The organism is Fluoribacter gormanii, from assembly GCF_900156395.1.
Taxonomy (GTDB): domain Bacteria; phylum Pseudomonadota; class Gammaproteobacteria; order Legionellales; family Legionellaceae; genus Legionella; species Legionella gormanii.
Window position 1 is genome coordinate 1 of the sequence record NZ_FTNL01000040.1, and the last position, 16853, is coordinate 16853.

The following is a 16853-nucleotide window of genomic DNA, read 5'->3' on the forward strand; positions in this document are numbered from 1 at the left end:
GGCAAATCGAACGAACCTAAACAATCTGTGCTCAGATTCAGTTTGGAAAATCCTATAAAAAAACTGTAGGGACGTTGCCTAATAACTTGATTTATCTGATTAACTTATTAAATAGTCTAAAATTAAGAAATCTTCTTATTCATCAGGGGCATTATGGCTAGAGCAATTTGGAAAGGTGAAATTTCATTTGGACTCGTATCCATTCCTGTTTCTTGAGTATCGCAGAAGAATAGAGTGACTCAAAATTTCACCTCATATGAAAATTCAGATATAACCTCTTCCGGCTGTACCGTTCGTAATGATAATCTATCGTTTTTAGAACAATCGCTTGATCTTACTTAGCACATAAGGGATAGTGCACCAACCAACAATGCCCTCTATGATCAATGCCAGTCCTAGTGCGATATAAAAATACTTTCCCATTCCAAACAGTGCCGCAATACAAAGTGCTGCACCAATTATTGTCCGGTTTATCCGATCTGTTTTATCTATATTACATGCAAATCTCATCTTACTTCCCCTGTTAGATAATCAACTGTTTCACTTTCAAAAAGACTTTCTATAATCGCCCATCTCAACATGAACGGGCTTCGCATAACGAAAAATTTCTTTAATGGCTACATTTCCACATAATTCCTGGGCAAAGTGAACACCATCTGTTTCCCTATTTTGATTTTCCTCCATTATATCCTTTGATTAGTGATATGAGACTCGCTATAGTCGAACTAATTTAAATATCAGTAAGTTAATCTGCAACATGTCTGAGAAAATCTATTGGGTTTATATTTTGCTCTGTAGCAATCAAAGTTTTTACACAGGTTATACAGATAATCTTGAAAAACGGTTTCAAGCTCACCTCTCAGGAAAAGGTAGTAAGTATACGAGAAGTTTTAAGCCTATCTTAATTGCTCAAAGCTGGCAAATTAAAGGCAATAAAACAAAAGCACTGCGCATCGAACGTTACATCAAAACACTTTCGAAAGCTCAAAAAGAGGAACTTGTTCAAAACCCCAATTCTGAACTCTTAATTAATTTACTGAATAGATAGGATAAAAAAGCATTTCGATTTGCCTTGGTTATCCCCATTCAAACTATTTATTTAAAGAATGAACCTGCTTAAAGCCTGATGATTGTACTCATTCCAGCTCCAGCTAAATTCCAAACAAACTGGCCAGAAGAGTTAAGGAATAAAGTATTAATGAATTGGTATCTCTATGGCTATGAACAATAATCATTCCGAAAGGGACAAACCACTCTGGCAAAGTCCCTTTCCAAAGTAGATCTCTCAGGTTCTTATGCAGGGCTTTTCGATTGATATTCCATGATGCAAAATCATCTTCCATGTACTGTTTTTTTTTCGCCAAATCGAGATACGTCTTGAAAATTTGCTTTCTGAACCATGATTTTCTTTTATTTCGCTGATATAGCTCAACAAAATGACATCTTCTGATAAAAATTTTGTCTCAAAATTCATGCCTCTAATTTCTAACGGACTAGGTTCTGCTAGCCAACGGACCGCTTCATTTTTATCATTCATTTTGCCATTACTGCCATACTCGATAAATTCATCGTCGATTAATTCAGCCAGAAGAGCGGCTGGTTCATTTCTGGCTAGTAATTTTTGTTCCTGTGCCATAATTTCATTGCAAATTGTATTCATTATTTACATCCTTATCTTATTGGGCATTAACTATTCATTTCATTTTCTGGAGGTCAGCCAGGCGCTATACAAACAGAAGAATAAAAATGTAATAATAGATAAAAAATGGATGCACAATCAAAGATTGCATTTTAAATATATACAATTTTATGAAACACTATCTAAGATGATTGAATGAATACTCTTTTTCTTTTTGGAATCTTTAAAGGTTAAGTTATGAAAAAAAAACGGATTATCATTGGTATTACTGGAGCATCTGGAATCATTTATGGAATCCGTTTATTGGAATTATTAGCCAAAACAGAATATGAAACGCATCTTATTGTTTCGAAAGCGGCTCATCAAACTCGTGCTTATGAATCAAAACTTTCGGCCACGGAACTTTATGATTTAGCAGACAAGCATTACTCGATTAATGATGTTGCTGCATGCATTTCAAGTGGTTCTTATCTTACTGCAGGTATGATTGTTGCGCCTTGCTCCATGAGGACTTTAGCAGACATTGCATGTGGGACGACTTCCAATTTATTAACTCGTGCAGCTGATGTTGTTTTAAAGGAACGCAGACGATTAGTTTTGATGGTCCGAGAAACTCCACTCCATCTTGGACACATTGAAAATATGAAGCGTGCTACAGAAATTGGGGCAATTATTGCACCACCGGTCCCTGCTTTTTATAATAAACCTCAGACAATTGAAGATTTAGTAACCCATAGTATCGGGCGTGTTCTTGATTTGTTTGATATAGAAATTAATTGTATTAACCGTTGGGATAATCCAAAACAAGATACCGATTCAGAATATGGAGATTAGCATGCAAAATATTCTTTTCGCCTGTTTTTGCAGAAAAAATTTCAAATTTGCTCGACTCAATTAAAGACGATGAGCGCTCAAAAAAAATGCGGCTTCAAGACCCAGCCAAATTTTTAGAAAAACAAATTTCCCTGGTTAATTGCCAAATCATAGTCGAGGAACATCCAGGCTATGGATTGTATTTTGCGGTCCAACCTAACAAAATACATTCTTCTCCTAAAGAAGCGACCGAAAGCAAAGATGATGCATTTCAAGAACATCATTTTCGTGGGTGAAAAAACGCTTTTTAAAGTCGCTGAATCTATTGACGATCAGGATAATTGAACAAAAACATCGCAAGGAAAAAATAATCAAAGTTCAAGGCCAGCTCCTCCAGGTTGAGGTGCTTATAATGCAAACTCAACCCATCAAAAATGAGTATCTGGTAACTTAACCCCTTAGCTCAAGAGGATTATTCATATTGAGGTAAGGTAATCGCATTTGAAACTGACTTTATCATGGCTAGGACTCTGTTCGATCGTTCTTCTGCAATTTCCTTGGAAACCTCATTTTCTACAAGAAATGATTTGCTAACCCAAACACCAAATTCTTGATTGGTATCAACGAAGGAACGTAGTAGTGCATTATAACGAGTAAACGCCTGCATATAATCTCCATTAGCGGCTTTTAATTCTCCCGCTAAGATATATGCTCCAACAAATGCCAAATTATTACCTTGGCCAGATAATGGAGAAGGACAGTACCCTGCATCGCCGATAAGCGCTATTCGACCTTTGGTCCAACTATTCATTTTTACTTGCATTATCGCATCAAAATAAAAATCATCACTTTCTGGTATTCGATTTAAAATGTTTTGTGCTTCCCAGCCAAAATCGCGAAAAGTATCAAACAGGAATTGTTTTTGCTCATTCTCATTACGGATATCTTTTAGGATATGTTGAGAGCGAAACATAAATCCAGCTCTTGCTATTTCAGGGTTATTATCGCTATTGATTGATACCAATTTATGATTGGCCTCACATTCTAGGTCGATGTGACTCAAGTTAAGGTAATTTGGAATGGTAAATGTACTAATGTATGAACCTAGATGAATTAACTGATATTCATTTTTATCAAAAATCATGCGCCTTGTAGCAGAGTGAATGCCATCCGCACCAATAACTATGTCATAATTTTCAACCTTACCATCCTTGAAATTGACTGTAACGTTATCAGCATTCTGCTGCATGCTAATAATGGATTGATTGAAATAACAAGGTACATCAGCAATTGTTTTCATCAGAATTTCAATCAAATCACCTCTTAGAATTTCGGCTTCATCGTCTTGCCTGAAACCGAATTTCTCACCATGCTCTTCATGTAGCATCTTCCCTGTTGTATCTACAAAACGACCACACTCTATTCGGGTACGCATTTCACATATTTGCTCATAGATACCCATTTCTCTAGCGATATGAGTTGCTACGCCACGGACATCCAGTGCCTGACCACCTTTTCTAATGGCAGTAGATTTTTCAATCAAGACAGGAGAAAAGCCAAATCTTTTTAGCCAATAACACATTGCAGGACCAGCTATACCAGCACCAATAACGAGAATTTTGATATCCTTAGACATTGATCATTACCTTAATTGAATTTAGTTTTGAGTTAATCTGACATAACCCCTTGTAAAGGTAAGAGTTTCCAGTTTTGACAGAAGTTCGAACTCAAAATAAAAAAAACCTCATGATACATAATAACGTTAAAATCATTAAACACAAAGCTGGTCTTCTTAATTTAGCCGAAGCGTTGGGGAATATATCAAAAGCGTGCAAGATAATGGCTTATCGAGAGATACATTTTATTGTTATAAATCATTTATAGTTCAATTCTATACCGGATTCACTGCATCAATTCTGAAAATTAGATGCAAATAAATCTTTGCTTGGTATTATAATTACCTGTTTTCTATATCATGAATACTGCATATGGCTGATATAATTTTTATTGGTGCAGGACCTATTGGTCTTTTAGGTGCAATACAATTAAAACTACAATTTCCAGAAAAAGAAATTCTCATGTTTGAAAAATATGAGGTTCCTATACGCAATCATGGAATGTATGTTGAACAAAGTTCCTTTGCAGGAATGGATAGAAGTAATGGCTTTGGAGAGGTGCTTGATGGTATTCCTTCTAAAGTGATTATCAGTGATTTGGAAAAAAAACTAAGAGACTATGCCACATCTATTGGAATTAAAATTCAATATCAGGAAATTAAAGATTTTGATGAATTAAAAAGCCAATACCCTGAAACTGATTATTTCGTTGGAAGTGGAGGTTTACGAGGTGTTGTACATCCCCAGGTTTTTAATGGAGAAGATCAGATTAATGAATCACTTCGCTATGCCGTTGAAGTTAAATATAAGGCCTCTGGTAAAACAAGGTCGCTTAATAAAGTCACCGAATTGCCTGGAGTACTTGCATATACTAACCACTTGGTTTCAGAATATGTAGGGCATTTAAAGGATGGTCTTACCCCTATTTCACTCAGAATTTTTGTTGATGAACCTACGTATCAAGCAATGAAAGGCGCTACATTCAAAAATCCTTATACGCTTAATGATGAAGATAAAATTCCACCTGATTTATTGAACACCATAACTACTTATTTAAAAGGTAGGCAACACCTCGCTGGTGAAATAATCGAAGACAGCAGCTTAAAGATTTCCACCATTACATTATCTATTTATGCGAGCAAAGATTTTTGTAAAAAAGTGGGTAGTAAAACAATATTTCAAATAGGAGAGGAAGGATTTGCCTGCCCATTTTATCGAAGCTTTAATGATAATGCATCATGCATCCCTTTCTTTACTAAAGCAATGAAAGCACTGTTCGAAAACGACAAAGTAGAGTCGAACAAATTCGCCTCAAGCTCGTTTTTTAGCGTTTCTACTACAGAAGAAAACCCACTAGTGTACTATCAACATAGCGTACAAGGGCTGGTAAATAGTGAGATTCGAACGATTCATTACTTAAATTTTGGTATTGAATTGCTTGAAACCTCAGTTGCATCAACTCAATCTTTTCCTGAGTTATCAGGCTCTAAATTGAATTTAAAAAGAGGGGGTAAAACCTTCCTAAATGAAGTAAATAGAGCACATCAAAATGACAAGATAGAATATACATCCTCATTGCCAACATGTGTACTGATATAAAAATGAATAGGAGAATTCATGGTTCTTGAAAATCCAATCAATGTATTATTAACTACTTCCAGGCTAATTATTCAGGAACCAACGCCTAATGATTTTGATAATCTGTATCAACTCCAATCAAATTCTGAAGTAATGAGTTTTATAGGTAATGGGGTACGTGATAAAAATGAAGTGACGCTTGGATTAGAAAAAGCAATTCATCATTATCACAAACATCAATTTAGTTTAGGCTCGGTTTATATTAAAGACTCACATGAATTTATCGGTCGAGCAGGTCTTATCCACCTCAATTATGATGACAATCAACCCGAGGTTGAACTCGCTTATGCTTTATTGCCTAAGTACTGGGGAAATGGGTATGCCACAGAAATTACCACCTCTCTAATTCAATTTGCGTTTCAAAAACTTAACTTGCAAAAACTAATTGCTGTAGTCCATCCTGGAAATACCCCTTCACAAAATGTATTAATCAAATGCGGGATGAGTAATACAGGAAAAATCAATTATTGGAATAAAGAGGCTATGAAATTTGAAATAACCAATAAGCCCTAATTATCTAATTCGTTCTCATCTAAGTTTAATTCGAGTTGAATGCCCTCCTGGATTCGCTCCTGCTTCAATTTGATTCCTATGCCTAACAACCTGACTGGCATACGTTTTCTCAAAAAACCTTCATGGACAAGTTGACATAAAATATTTACATCGAGATGATCATGCACACACTCCACCGTGGTTTGCTGAAAATCATTAAATTTTAATTTAACAAAAAGAGTGTGTATTGAGGACAATGCCCCCGCACGTTGGATTCGTGTTTCCAGACGAGCCAATAATTCAGGTAGTGCTGCAAAACAAGATTCCACATCGGGTAAATCATGTAAATAAGTTTCTTCAACACTTATTGATTTTCGAATACGCTCAGGATTAACTGGACGCTCATCAATACCACGCGCTAAATCATAAAGTCTTTGCCCCATAACGCCAAATTCATTTAATAAATAGTCCACTGAATGGCGTTGTACATCGCCACATGTTTTAATATTCAAAGAGTTTAGTTTTTCTTCCATTTTAGGACCCACACCAAATAATTTGCGCACAGGTAAATCAATCATAAATGAAGCCACTTCTTCTGGCTTAATCACCTTTTGCCCATTGGGTTTATGCCAATCACTGGCAATTTTTGCCAAGCTTTTGTTTGGCGCAATTCCTGCACTCGCAGTCAATTGTCGTGTCTGATAAATGCGCTCTCGTAACTCTTGGGCCATCCAGGTCGCACTCCCTTTACAATTAGTAGAATTCGTCACATCAAGATAGGCTTCATCCAAAGATAAAGGTTCAATCAAATCGGTATATTCTTCAAATAAGGACCTAATGTATTGGCTTTCGTTTCGATAAACGTCCATGCGTACAGGCCGTAAAATGAGGTGACGACATAACTTTAATGCGTGTGCTGTCGGCATGGCGGAGCGTACCCCATAGGCTCGTGCGGCATAATTGCAGGTGGCAATAACTCCTCTTCGGTCAGCTGCCCCTCCCACCGCGATGGGTTTATTGGCAAGCTCAGGAAAATCACGCATTTCGATTGCGGCATAAAAACAATCCATATCAATATGAATGATTTTTCTGATTGGACTCGTATCAATTTTATCCTTGTGTTCATCCATAATATGCCTCTTAATACAAACGAACTTGAGGAACTTCAGACCATCGCGTGGTATAAGCAGGTGATTTAAGCTCTGCGCGCATAGCCCAAGGTTTTGAATATCCTTCAGCCGCAAGTCGAATCGTGCTTCTTCCATACTTTTGATTGATTTGATCCAACACACTCATCAATTGCTCCGTATGATGTAAGTGCTCATCACTCGGCTGATGAAAGATGTCCAATTGTCGTGGATTCTTAGGAATTAAATCAAGAAGACTTACTCCTGCTTTTTTATAGTAATATCCTGGTTTAAAAATACGATGAAGACATCGCTTTGCGATTTTAGTAATTAATCGCAAATCATCCGTTGGATTAATCAATCGAAATTCTATGGATTGAAAGTGCTGGGCCAAATCCTCACGAAACCGATTGGTATGGACAAAAACAGCAATGCGTTGCGCCAACAAATCTTGGTGACGCATTTTCTCCACCGCACGTGCACAATGACTACTTACTGATTCAGCAATCGAGGAACGTTGTGTTTGCATCTGCCCAAAACTTTTGGATGACATGATATTTTGTTTCGGCTCTACCTCTTCTAAAGCACCACAGGCAATTCCTTGAAGCTCAAGCGCGGTACGCATCAAAACAACATTAAAACTCTTCTTCAAAAGATGAGGATTGGTCCTTGCCAAATCATAGGCCGTATGAATACCTTTCGCGATTAATTTATTTTCCCATTGTCGCCCTACCCCCCATACCTCCCCTACTGAAATTTGCTTTAATAATTGCTCACGATTTGATGTGATATTAAATACCGGTATTTTAAAGACCTTTTTACAAAGATAATTGGCTGCCTTCGCTAATGTTTTAGTGGGTCCAATACCTATGGAGGTAGGTATTCCTGTGTGCTTTAGGATTTTCTTCTGCAGCTGCTCGCAAAAGGAGTCATGGCTGGCGGTCGGTAAGCTACTTAAATCAAGAAAGGCTTCATCAATGGAATAGATTTCCAAATGCGGCCAACTTTCTTCAATAGTACACATCACGCGATGACTCATGTTGCCATAAAGAGTGTAATTCGAGGAAAAAGCTTTTACTCCATGCCGGTTGCACAAACTTTTAATTTTAAAATAAGGCTCACCCATGGCAATGCCTAAGGCTTTAGCCTCATTCGAGCGCGCAATGCAACATCCATCATTATTGGATAGCACCACGATGGGAACATCCTTTAAATCAGGACGAAACAAACGTTCGCAGCTGGCATAAAAATTATTGCAGTCAATCAGCGCAAACATGTTAGGCTGGCTCATGAAGAACTAAAGTCACTACCCCCCAAATCACCATATCATCCTCTTGTGTAATATCAATGGGATTAAATTTGGGATTAGCAGGAAGCAATTGTATCTTGTCTGCCTTTTTTGAAAGGCGTTTTACGGTGAGTTCACCATTGACTGCCGCAATCACAATACGTCCATCTGAAGGCTCTATGCTTCTATCGACTAAAAGCCAATCACCAGAAAAAATACCTGCATCCACCATCGAATCTCCGGTGGCTTGCAAAACAAATGTAGCTGCAGGATGTTTAATGAATTTGGTATTTAAATCGAGATATCCCTCTATATAATCATCAGCAGGCGAAGGAAATCCGGCTTGTATTTTACTTGCGAATACCGGCAACTGGTATGCTGCCCGATTCTTTAGTTCCTCTAATTCAGCAAGCTGAGATATAGGAAGACGCACTGCTTTGGTAGGCTCACCCCTAGGACGCCCGGCCCCTGCTCTTTTTCCGCCTCGTGGTGACATAATAACTCTTTTTTTGATTTACGTACAAATATCATAGACAGGGAAAAACACGCTGTAAAGCCCTCCTAAAAGCTATACGGACTAAAATAATACTAAGTCTTCGAGAATAATAAGAAATTTTTCTTTCAATTTTTTTAGATAATGGCTCCATTGCCAATGGATAGTCAACATCAGCCTTATTCACTAAGGTAGTGACTCGATACCCTTCCAAATCATCATAAGAATATTGACTCCATGAGTGCATTAGCATCAGCTGTAATAAGAAAACATGTACGCATCACCTCAGCCCCGGAACAATATTAAATCGAGGGGTAATTTCAATCGAATTGGATAGATAAAATTGGTATTTTAACGTGTCATAAGAGGCTACATAAGCAAACCGGCCCCACATCATATTCCCACTGTTTCTTTAAAATGTAGTACCGCTTTATTGCTCTTGTACACTGATGAAAAACACCTTGGTAAATGATGAATCATCTGATTAACTTCTAAATTATACAAGGAGTTTGACAGACTATAAACAGACTTATCCACAGAAAATGTGAATAACTTAAACGAAATTGCAGGAATTTAAAAATGCTATAATTCAGACACGGTAAGGTTTTTAATATGCTACTGATTAATCGGTTATAATTTGGTAAAAAAGATATCCACAGACAATGGACAAGGAAATAAATTTAAACACAGCTATCTTATACAAATAAAAAATAAAAAAACAGTCTTGACTCGAACTATTTTTACTTTTAATTTTGAACCGCCGCTTGATTAAACTCTGTGCTTAAAAAGTAGAAATACAGAAACCCATGCTTATCATAGATTAATATCACTCTTCGGAGTTAGGACCTGGGGGATTTATTGTATCAAGTTGAGCGTTATTTCCTACTCAATCATAGACGAACCTCTCAGGTTGACCAGTTAAGACAACTAGGGCAAGACATACTCCTCTTAACAAAGCCTTTGGAAAAATTTCTTCATTTCCAGAAAATGGTAAATACAATCCAACCCAAGGAACCCAAGAAAAAGAGTCAATTAAAACATCGATTGCCGTCTAGTCTTGCCCGCGCAGAGCATGGGCAAGATAAGTTTGCATTGAGATTTATGGTTTATAAAACTTGCTGTGCTGCACTTAATAATTGCAAAGCATCTTTTGTAAGCGCACCATACCGCTCTAAAATACCAATAATCTCTTGCTTATTTGGAACGTTTCTATCATCCGTATTTCTGATCCAATCTAATGCTGTCAGACCATTAGAAGGAGAAGGTTGATTTATATCAAAAGCCAACTTTTTACTAAATTTCAACAGTAATCGGACAAGAGGAAGAGAAGCCGCAGCTGATGCTTTGCGTAATGCTAGCGCATAATCCTTATTTTCAATAGCCTTTAAAAGTGATTCGTATTGCACATCTTCCCTACAAAATTGCTTCGCCTCAACCAAAAGATATTCATGATGGTTTGCTTTAAAAATTCCATACTTTAACACTACAGATAACTCTTTTGGCTTTTCATCCAACTCGAGCTGTGATGATTTTTTTAGAAAGATGGATAAGGCAACAGCATCTTTATCATTGAGCGTGGATCTCGTGTAGTATTTTTGCCCATCAGAGCCGTAGTAGTAACAGGCGGTTTCAAAACCAGCCTTCTCGAACGTATCTAATGCAATTTCATCATCAAACCAATTGGCCGTCTGATAAAAACGATTCACTGAATATTGATATCCAGGTTTCATAAATTGGGCCAGATACTGCTCATTATCATGGCTATTAGAATGACCTAAATAGCCCACACCAAAGGCATTTCCCTCAATAGGGATGGATTTTGTCTGCATTTGTTCCTGATCAAATACAGATACAACCATTTTACCATCTATCTGGGAGGTATTATGGTTAATTAATGTGGCGGCATTAACACATAGAAACCCAGGATATTCAAATTTTAATTTTTTGGCGTTTTCCACAGAATGTTCGATTAATTTGAGAGGGTCCAAGCTTTGGAGTGTTTGGGGTGAATTCATTTCAATAAAAATCATTCCCCCAGTTTTGAGAATCTTCTTAAATAGCTGTACTAGCTGATTCATCTCGTCAGGAGTTAGGAAATGTAACATTTGCGAGACCCAAATCACATCATAACGATTTTCAAATTCGGGATTTTCCAACTCTGAAAGAGCATTTTTTGCATATACTCTAAGAATATCGTTTAGATCTTCACCACTCCATAACTCCTTATCCATACTTGTGAGACGCTTTTGTAATTCTTTCGCAGTAGGAACTTGCTTTTCAAAAGCATCAACTTGGGCGCCAGCTGCTAGTAATTTCCAAGTCATGGTGCCAAACCCAGCACCTAAATCAGCAACGACGGGTCTTAATCCTTGTGTCGCATAAAGCTCCCGAACGGACTCCAGGCAAAGCTGCTTGGTAAGGTTTACCCCAGGGAAACTGTATCCATAATCAATATAAGAGTTTGGATTTTTAAGAACACGTTCCTGCCTTTCGGTCACTATTTGTAAACCGACTTTTTCAACACACTCTGGTTGCACATTTTCAGGCAACCATTTCCTTACAGTTCTCTCAATTTTATTGTACATAATGATTTATTTTACCTAATAAAAAGTGAGAAATTTTATCATCACGCAATGCAATAAAAAATATTCAACTGTTTTTTCTGAGGGCATACAACAAAATAATTGTCATGAGATGGGGGGCATTCCATCTGTTGCCAGCATTAACCAGCCTTCATTCATTCACACTCAAGCAACACTGAAAACTTGATGCTGACTGCCGGTGCACAAAGAACCACTCCTTCTCCAATTACAGCTCTAAATGAGCAATAAAATTACAGATCTCAAGGCTCATTCTATGACTTGGAAGATGAGCCTTAAAACCTATTCCGTCAAAATGCTTCTTACAAGCTCCCTTTATCTGCAAGCAGATCATGGGTTGCTTGTTGATAAGTGTTTAAAAAATCATCTTGAACAACTACAGCCATGTTATCAATAGCTTCTACCGTTTCTGTATTTTTAATAATTCCCATTTTGAATTTCCATTGCTTGGGTAAAGTAAGTCTTGAACTCAGCTGAGCAAGGGATTGTTGCGTTTGAGGTCTTTTTTGAACACTAAAAGATTGCATGACAAATACATTTCCGTTGGGGTCGATGAGCTCATAAACCGGTTTGCCAGCCTCATAGACCCAAGTTGTTTTACGGGCAACTTTTCGTAGTTCATAAGGATGATTTAATAATAAATCCTTTAAACTGATATGAATTACACCAGCCTCTCGCATTGCTAGCCCATTAAATTTCTTAATCTTAGTACTTACTAAATCGGAATTTTGCATTCCATCGATCATCCAGTAACGAGGACCATTTAAATGGACATGGGACGTTCCTACTTCTTTTTGCACATACTCAGGTGTTATTTTACCCCAGACACTTTGTGGGCAATCATTGAGGCCGATTGTATTGTAGACGACATAATCCATTAGATTTTTACTATAAATAATCTCACAATAACGCTGTCCGCGAAGATGAGATTTTTGTGCTGCAGAGGAAAACGATGGAATAATCAACAAGGCCAATGAAACAGCAATAAAAGTATTTGCATAACCTCTACGACACATAATTACCTCCTGTATGTTTTATTTAAAAATTCCTCCAAAAATAATACATAAGAAACTCGATAAAATACAGTTAGCCTAGAGAGGGTGATATGACTTTTATATATAGAAACAAACTGCCCTTAAAAAGGGCCGAAATATTAACTCAAGATTATACTTAATATCCAGGACTTTACTTGAGGAACTCCTGAATTCTTTCTTAAAGTAAAACATACCACGCATAAATCCCAAGAGTTAAAGATTTCTACTATGTAGTTCAATTGCATTATATGCATCTTGAGTTTGCTGGTCTCTTTTTCTTAAAGCTTTAGCGACGGAGACCGAATGATTAATTGCTCTTGTCGCAATGTTATTTATTTCCTTCATGGCAACATGAGCCAGTTCAGGATTTCCTGTACCAAGTTTAGCTTGCTGATAAATCTTATAAATATGATTGGGAACCGGTGTTTTTTTTCCATCTATTTCAATTTGAGATCTGCTCTTCGAGATCCCAATCCCAATCCCAATCCCAGTCTTCCATTCAGTTCCTTCAATTAATTTAATGATATCCTCAAGTGAAATAACAGCTTTATCTTTTTGAATTTGGTCCGTTGCCTCTTGAGTATATCTTTTTTGAAATTCATCAGGATTATCCTCCTCTCCTTTTTTATGTGCCTCAAAAAGCTTATCCCAGCCATGCGCATCTGTTGAAAATAATTTTTTAGTTTCCTCTGCAACTGCTTGTTTATATCTTTCATATATCTCTCGAATTTTAGTTTCTATTGTTGGTCCAGGCTTGCTAGGGGGCAATACCTCCTTTTTCATATTACTATCAGTTGGTGAGTGTGAATTGTCATTTTGTTGAGGTCTTTGGGGTAGATCTAGTCCCTCAGGAGGTACTTTTTTTGGATCATCTTCTTGTAAATTTTGTGGGGGTTGTGACATTTGTTTCTGAGCATTTTTTTGGTTCGTCCCCTCCTCAGGCGGTACTTTGTTTGGATCATCTCCTTGTAAGTTTTGTGGGGGCTGTGACGTTTGTTCCTGAGCATTTTTTTGGTTCGTCCCCTCCTCAGGCGTTGCTTTGTCGGATGGTGGTGGACCATTTTTTTGTAAGTTTTGGGATGTCTGTATCATTTGTTCCTGAGCTATTGAAGCTTCTTGTTCAGATTTTATCCTTTCATCAATTCGTTTATATTCGTCAAGGAGTCTCTCATACATGCTTGTAGCCATATTAGTAAGGCGTTGCAATTCTTCTGTATTTTGCTCAGGTTTATTTCGTTGATACTCGGTATTATCAAAAGAGGAACTCATCTCTTTAAGAGATTGTCGCACGATATTAAATGTCTCTAGCTGCTCCTCACTCGCGTTTGCTTGTGTTAACAGTTCAAATTTTTTCTCAGCGTCTTGAATTTGTTTTGCGAGTATTTCTTTTGCATCAGTTAATTGCTTTTGAAATACTAAATAATCCTGTATAAATAAATCATCATTTTCGTAGGATTTGCTCTGCTCTATGACACGCTGCAATTCCCTCTGTTCAAGTACGTTTTCCCCAACTTTATCTAATGCAGACCCAAGCTCTTCTAACTGTTCAACCCGAATATCTTTTTCTTTTATTTTATTTAAGTTCTCTTCTGCTATTAGAATTTCAGTAGCTAATGCTTCATATTTTTTGGTAAGACGTTGGATATCTGATGCTTCGGAAGCTTCAGCTAACCAAGGTAACCCCTTGGCTAAGTACATTCTGTTATTTTCAGAAAGTTGGTTAAAAACGGATTTTGCTAATTGCGGTTCAATATTATTAAGCACATATTGTTGAACCTCTAGAGGTTGGTCTTTAATTTGGTCTACGATGGAATCACGCACCTTGTTAAAATACTCGGTTACTTTATCAATCTGCCGTTTTTGATTTGAGGCTAATACTTTTCTTGCTTCTAATTTATCGTTGAGTTCTATATATCGCTGAAAATTTTTCACTTTTTGATCTACATTAGTCAATTTAGTCGCTGCTGTTTGCAGGGCAGATTGTTGAGCGCCTATAGCATCTTTCTCTGGAATTTTTGACGATTCACTGGCTAATTTCACAGGATCGGATGCAGATTGGATAGCGAAGCTTAGACTTTGTTCAAACCCTATATTTAAATTAATCTTTTTTAGCCACCTAAGTCCAAATGGTAATGGTATACTTTTCTCCATGATAAACGGCATTGTTTGTGCTGCATCGGTATAAATCAGGTTACTAAAAAGCGGCTCATATTTCTCTACACAATACTTGTTGGCCTTTTCTAAACATGTTTCAATAAATTTAGGGGAAGTAATACCTAAATCACATTTTTCTATGAGCTCGTTAGTAAATGCCTCTACTTGTGAAAGCGATGCACCTGCGAAATTATTATAAGTTTCTTCAATCGGCTTGACGTTGCCACAGTCATCAATGTTTGCAATTCGAGCAAAACGTTGATTGAATTCTTCTATCATTTTTTTACGATTCTCTACATTTCCAACTGTGTCATTAAGGATTTTTTTGTAATAATCTAATGCTGCATTATAAAGTGCAGCAAGTATCACTTGTTTGGTGAATTGCAACGTATTTTCATATGTTTCATATTGAGAATAGCTATGGGTTACATGTTCAGAAAAAGATTTCTTCGCTTCAGATAATTTTGTACGGAAAATGGATATTTTCTTCTCCACTGATAGTTTTGTTTGTTGTAATTCATTCATTGATGTTTGTAGATGGCTTTGTGCAAAAGATACTAAGCGTTCATCTTTGCTCATAGCTTCAGCCAATGAAGCTTCTCTCTTTTTTAATTCAGTTAATTGTTCATCTAATGCCTTAATTTCTATTTCACAAGTTTCTATTTTCTGATGAACTTCATATAATTTGCTATTATCTCCATTAAGTGTACGCAATTTTTCGACTGCATTTTTCAGGTTAATATCTTTTTTTGCTGTCGTTTTTATAGATGCTGGAAACGCAACGAGGTCAGGAAACTTGATTGGACCTTTAGTAAGAAACTCTTCTTTTTGTTTGGCAAGAATTCTTTTTCCTTTTGCTATGGCAGCACTCTTTTTCTTTTCTTGAAGTATAGTAAGGATGTTTTCAGGAATTAACGGCATCCCCAATGTGTGCTCAGCGCCAATCTCCCCATAAGTATCTGAAAACGTTGCCGTTGGAAATTGTTTTTGAAGTACTGCTTTGAGATTTGGTTTCTGAGATGATGTGCTAAGTAGTTCTACTCCGCCAGAAACAGTATAGTCTACTTGTAACGCACCATTTTTTTTTCCTGAAATTAAAACATGTGTTCGTAATTTTTGATTTTCGTTGGTTAAATCTATATCATTATCACTTATTTTTTCTGCGACAATCGATTGGGCAAGCGATTTAAGTTGTTCTTCTTCTGCGGCTGCATTTTGGGGTTTATCAGGTTCATCAAGAAATTCAAATGGATTATCATCAAAATTCACAAACACTTTCGTAAGAAACTCATGACCTTTATATCTGCCAGGTCGTTTAATAGAGACTACAACTGTTTTCATGCTTTCATCCTGGCCATACACCTGTTTTAAGTATAGTAATAAACTGGTAAAGTAAAGCCCGGATCAATCTAAAAAGTTGTATACACTTTAAGAAAATATCATGCAAAGACCCATTTCAGTTAATTTAAACAACCTCCAGTTGTTCTGTTTTTTAATGTATTAAGTTGATTTTCCAGCATCACTGTTTTTCCAGTAACGTTCAAGAAAAACAGAAACCCCATCCATCCGTGAAGAGTCTATTTCTATGGAATGTACTCGTTGGCCAGTGAGAGGAATTCTCATTCATCACCGGTAGAGCGATCGATTTTTTGCTGTTGGAGAAGTGACATATTGTCACTTTTGCGATCCAAAAGCGTACGGCACTATTTAAACATAGTGTAGATTAGTAGAGCCAAGCCTTGAATTATGAATTATCGATTAAAAGTTGCTGAATATATTTTAAAAAAAAAGCGGCATTAAGCCGCTTTTTAGTAATAAAACCCTGGCGATGACCTACTTTCACATGAGGAAGCCTCACACTATCATTGGCGCGGGTTCGTTTCACTTCTGAGTTCGAGATGGAATCAGGTGGTTCCAAACCGCTATGGTCGCCAGGAAAACTGTTTTGCATTGATTGGG

17 protein-coding genes, 1 rRNA gene and 1 pseudogene are annotated in these 16853 nt (G+C 37.0%); 6 read left to right on the forward strand and 13 right to left on the reverse strand.

Annotated elements, in window-relative coordinates; all coding sequences use genetic code 11:
* Positions 1-315: 315 nt before the first annotated feature.
* Together BW930_RS16195 and BW930_RS17240 are read right to left on the reverse strand one after the other, a co-directional pair.
* Entirely contained in the window at positions 316-510 is a 195-nt protein-coding gene (locus tag BW930_RS16195; RefSeq protein ID WP_058468866.1) for a YgaP family membrane protein, read from the reverse strand.
* 36 nt (positions 511-546) lie between these two features.
* Complete coding sequence (locus tag BW930_RS17240; protein ID WP_154668523.1) at positions 547-684, reverse strand: hypothetical protein; 138 nt, start codon at positions 682-684, stop codon at positions 547-549.
* Positions 685-757: 73 nt separating this feature from the next.
* Between BW930_RS17240 and BW930_RS16200 the strand changes: the two genes are divergently transcribed.
* Positions 758-1048: a GIY-YIG nuclease family protein gene (locus BW930_RS16200; protein WP_058468865.1), complete on the forward strand. Its 291-nt coding sequence runs from the start codon at positions 758-760 to the stop codon at positions 1046-1048.
* Between the two features lie 237 nt (positions 1049-1285).
* Here BW930_RS16200 and BW930_RS16205 read toward each other — a convergent pair whose 3' ends face one another.
* Positions 1286-1660 (reverse strand): DUF4440 domain-containing protein, encoded by a 375-nt coding sequence (locus BW930_RS16205; RefSeq protein WP_238587895.1) that lies wholly within the window; start codon positions 1658-1660, stop codon positions 1286-1288.
* Between the two features lie 216 nt (positions 1661-1876).
* Here BW930_RS16205 and BW930_RS16210 point away from each other — a divergent pair, with 216 nt between their 5' ends.
* Positions 1877-2473, forward strand: a complete 597-nt coding sequence (locus BW930_RS16210; protein ID WP_058468863.1) for a UbiX family flavin prenyltransferase — start codon at positions 1877-1879, stop codon at positions 2471-2473.
* A gap of 86 nt (positions 2474-2559) precedes the next feature.
* Positions 2560-2748: a hypothetical protein gene (locus tag BW930_RS16215; RefSeq protein WP_058468862.1), complete on the forward strand. Its 189-nt coding sequence runs from the start codon at positions 2560-2562 to the stop codon at positions 2746-2748.
* Between the two features lie 176 nt (positions 2749-2924).
* On the opposite strand, the gene BW930_RS16220 is transcribed toward BW930_RS16215, so the two are convergent.
* A complete protein-coding gene (locus BW930_RS16220) occupies positions 2925-4088 on the reverse strand; it encodes a tetracycline destructase (protein WP_058468861.1) in 1164 nt (387 codons plus the stop codon).
* A gap of 110 nt (positions 4089-4198) precedes the next feature.
* Here BW930_RS16220 and BW930_RS17045 point away from each other — a divergent pair.
* From BW930_RS17045 to BW930_RS16240, 3 genes and pseudogenes are all read left to right on the forward strand, one after another.
* Positions 4199-4335: pseudogene (locus BW930_RS17045) on the forward strand (helix-turn-helix domain-containing protein); the annotation flags it as partial.
* Between the two features lie 105 nt (positions 4336-4440).
* A complete protein-coding gene (locus BW930_RS17410; protein ID WP_238587894.1) occupies positions 4441-5667 on the forward strand; it encodes a hypothetical protein in 1227 nt (408 codons plus the stop codon).
* An 18-nt stretch (positions 5668-5685) separates the two neighbouring features.
* Positions 5686-6219, forward strand: a complete 534-nt coding sequence (locus BW930_RS16240) for a GNAT family N-acetyltransferase (RefSeq protein WP_238587893.1) — start codon at positions 5686-5688, stop codon at positions 6217-6219.
* Here BW930_RS16240 and dinB read toward each other — a convergent pair.
* From dinB to rrf, 9 genes are all read right to left on the reverse strand, one after another.
* Positions 6216-7328 (reverse strand): DNA polymerase IV, encoded by a 1113-nt coding sequence (dinB, locus tag BW930_RS16245; protein ID WP_058468860.1) that lies wholly within the window; start codon positions 7326-7328, stop codon positions 6216-6218. The two genes, BW930_RS16240 and dinB, sit on opposite strands and share 4 nt — an antisense overlap.
* 10 nt (positions 7329-7338) lie before the next feature.
* Positions 7339-8616 (reverse strand): Y-family DNA polymerase, encoded by a 1278-nt coding sequence (locus BW930_RS16250; RefSeq protein WP_058468859.1) that lies wholly within the window; start codon positions 8614-8616, stop codon positions 7339-7341.
* A complete protein-coding gene (locus BW930_RS16255) occupies positions 8603-9109 on the reverse strand; it encodes a LexA family protein (RefSeq protein WP_058468858.1) in 507 nt (168 codons plus the stop codon). Before BW930_RS16255 ends, BW930_RS16250 begins: the two co-directional genes overlap by 14 nt.
* A gap of 31 nt (positions 9110-9140) precedes the next feature.
* Positions 9141-9353, reverse strand: coding sequence for a hypothetical protein (locus tag BW930_RS17415; protein ID WP_238587892.1), 213 nt, complete (start codon positions 9351-9353; stop codon positions 9141-9143).
* 859 nt (positions 9354-10212) lie between these two features.
* Positions 10213-11691, reverse strand: a complete 1479-nt coding sequence (locus BW930_RS16260) for a class I SAM-dependent methyltransferase (RefSeq protein ID WP_082647080.1) — start codon at positions 11689-11691, stop codon at positions 10213-10215.
* Between the two features lie 317 nt (positions 11692-12008).
* The gene (locus BW930_RS16265; protein ID WP_058468856.1) at positions 12009-12722 is read right to left on the reverse strand and encodes a hypothetical protein; all 714 of its coding nucleotides are present in this window, start codon (positions 12720-12722) and stop codon (positions 12009-12011) included.
* 231 nt (positions 12723-12953) lie between these two features.
* The gene (locus BW930_RS16270; protein WP_058468855.1) at positions 12954-16235 is read right to left on the reverse strand and encodes a proline-rich domain-containing protein; all 3282 of its coding nucleotides are present in this window, start codon (positions 16233-16235) and stop codon (positions 12954-12956) included.
* A gap of 159 nt (positions 16236-16394) precedes the next feature.
* Positions 16395-16517 carry a hypothetical protein gene (locus BW930_RS17470; protein ID WP_265657154.1) on the reverse strand — a complete coding sequence of 41 codons (123 nt, stop codon included), beginning with the start codon at positions 16515-16517 and terminating at the stop codon, positions 16395-16397.
* Positions 16518-16714: 197 nt separating this feature from the next.
* Positions 16715-16830 (reverse strand): 5S ribosomal RNA (gene rrf / locus BW930_RS16275).
* Positions 16831-16853: the final 23 nt, after the last annotated feature.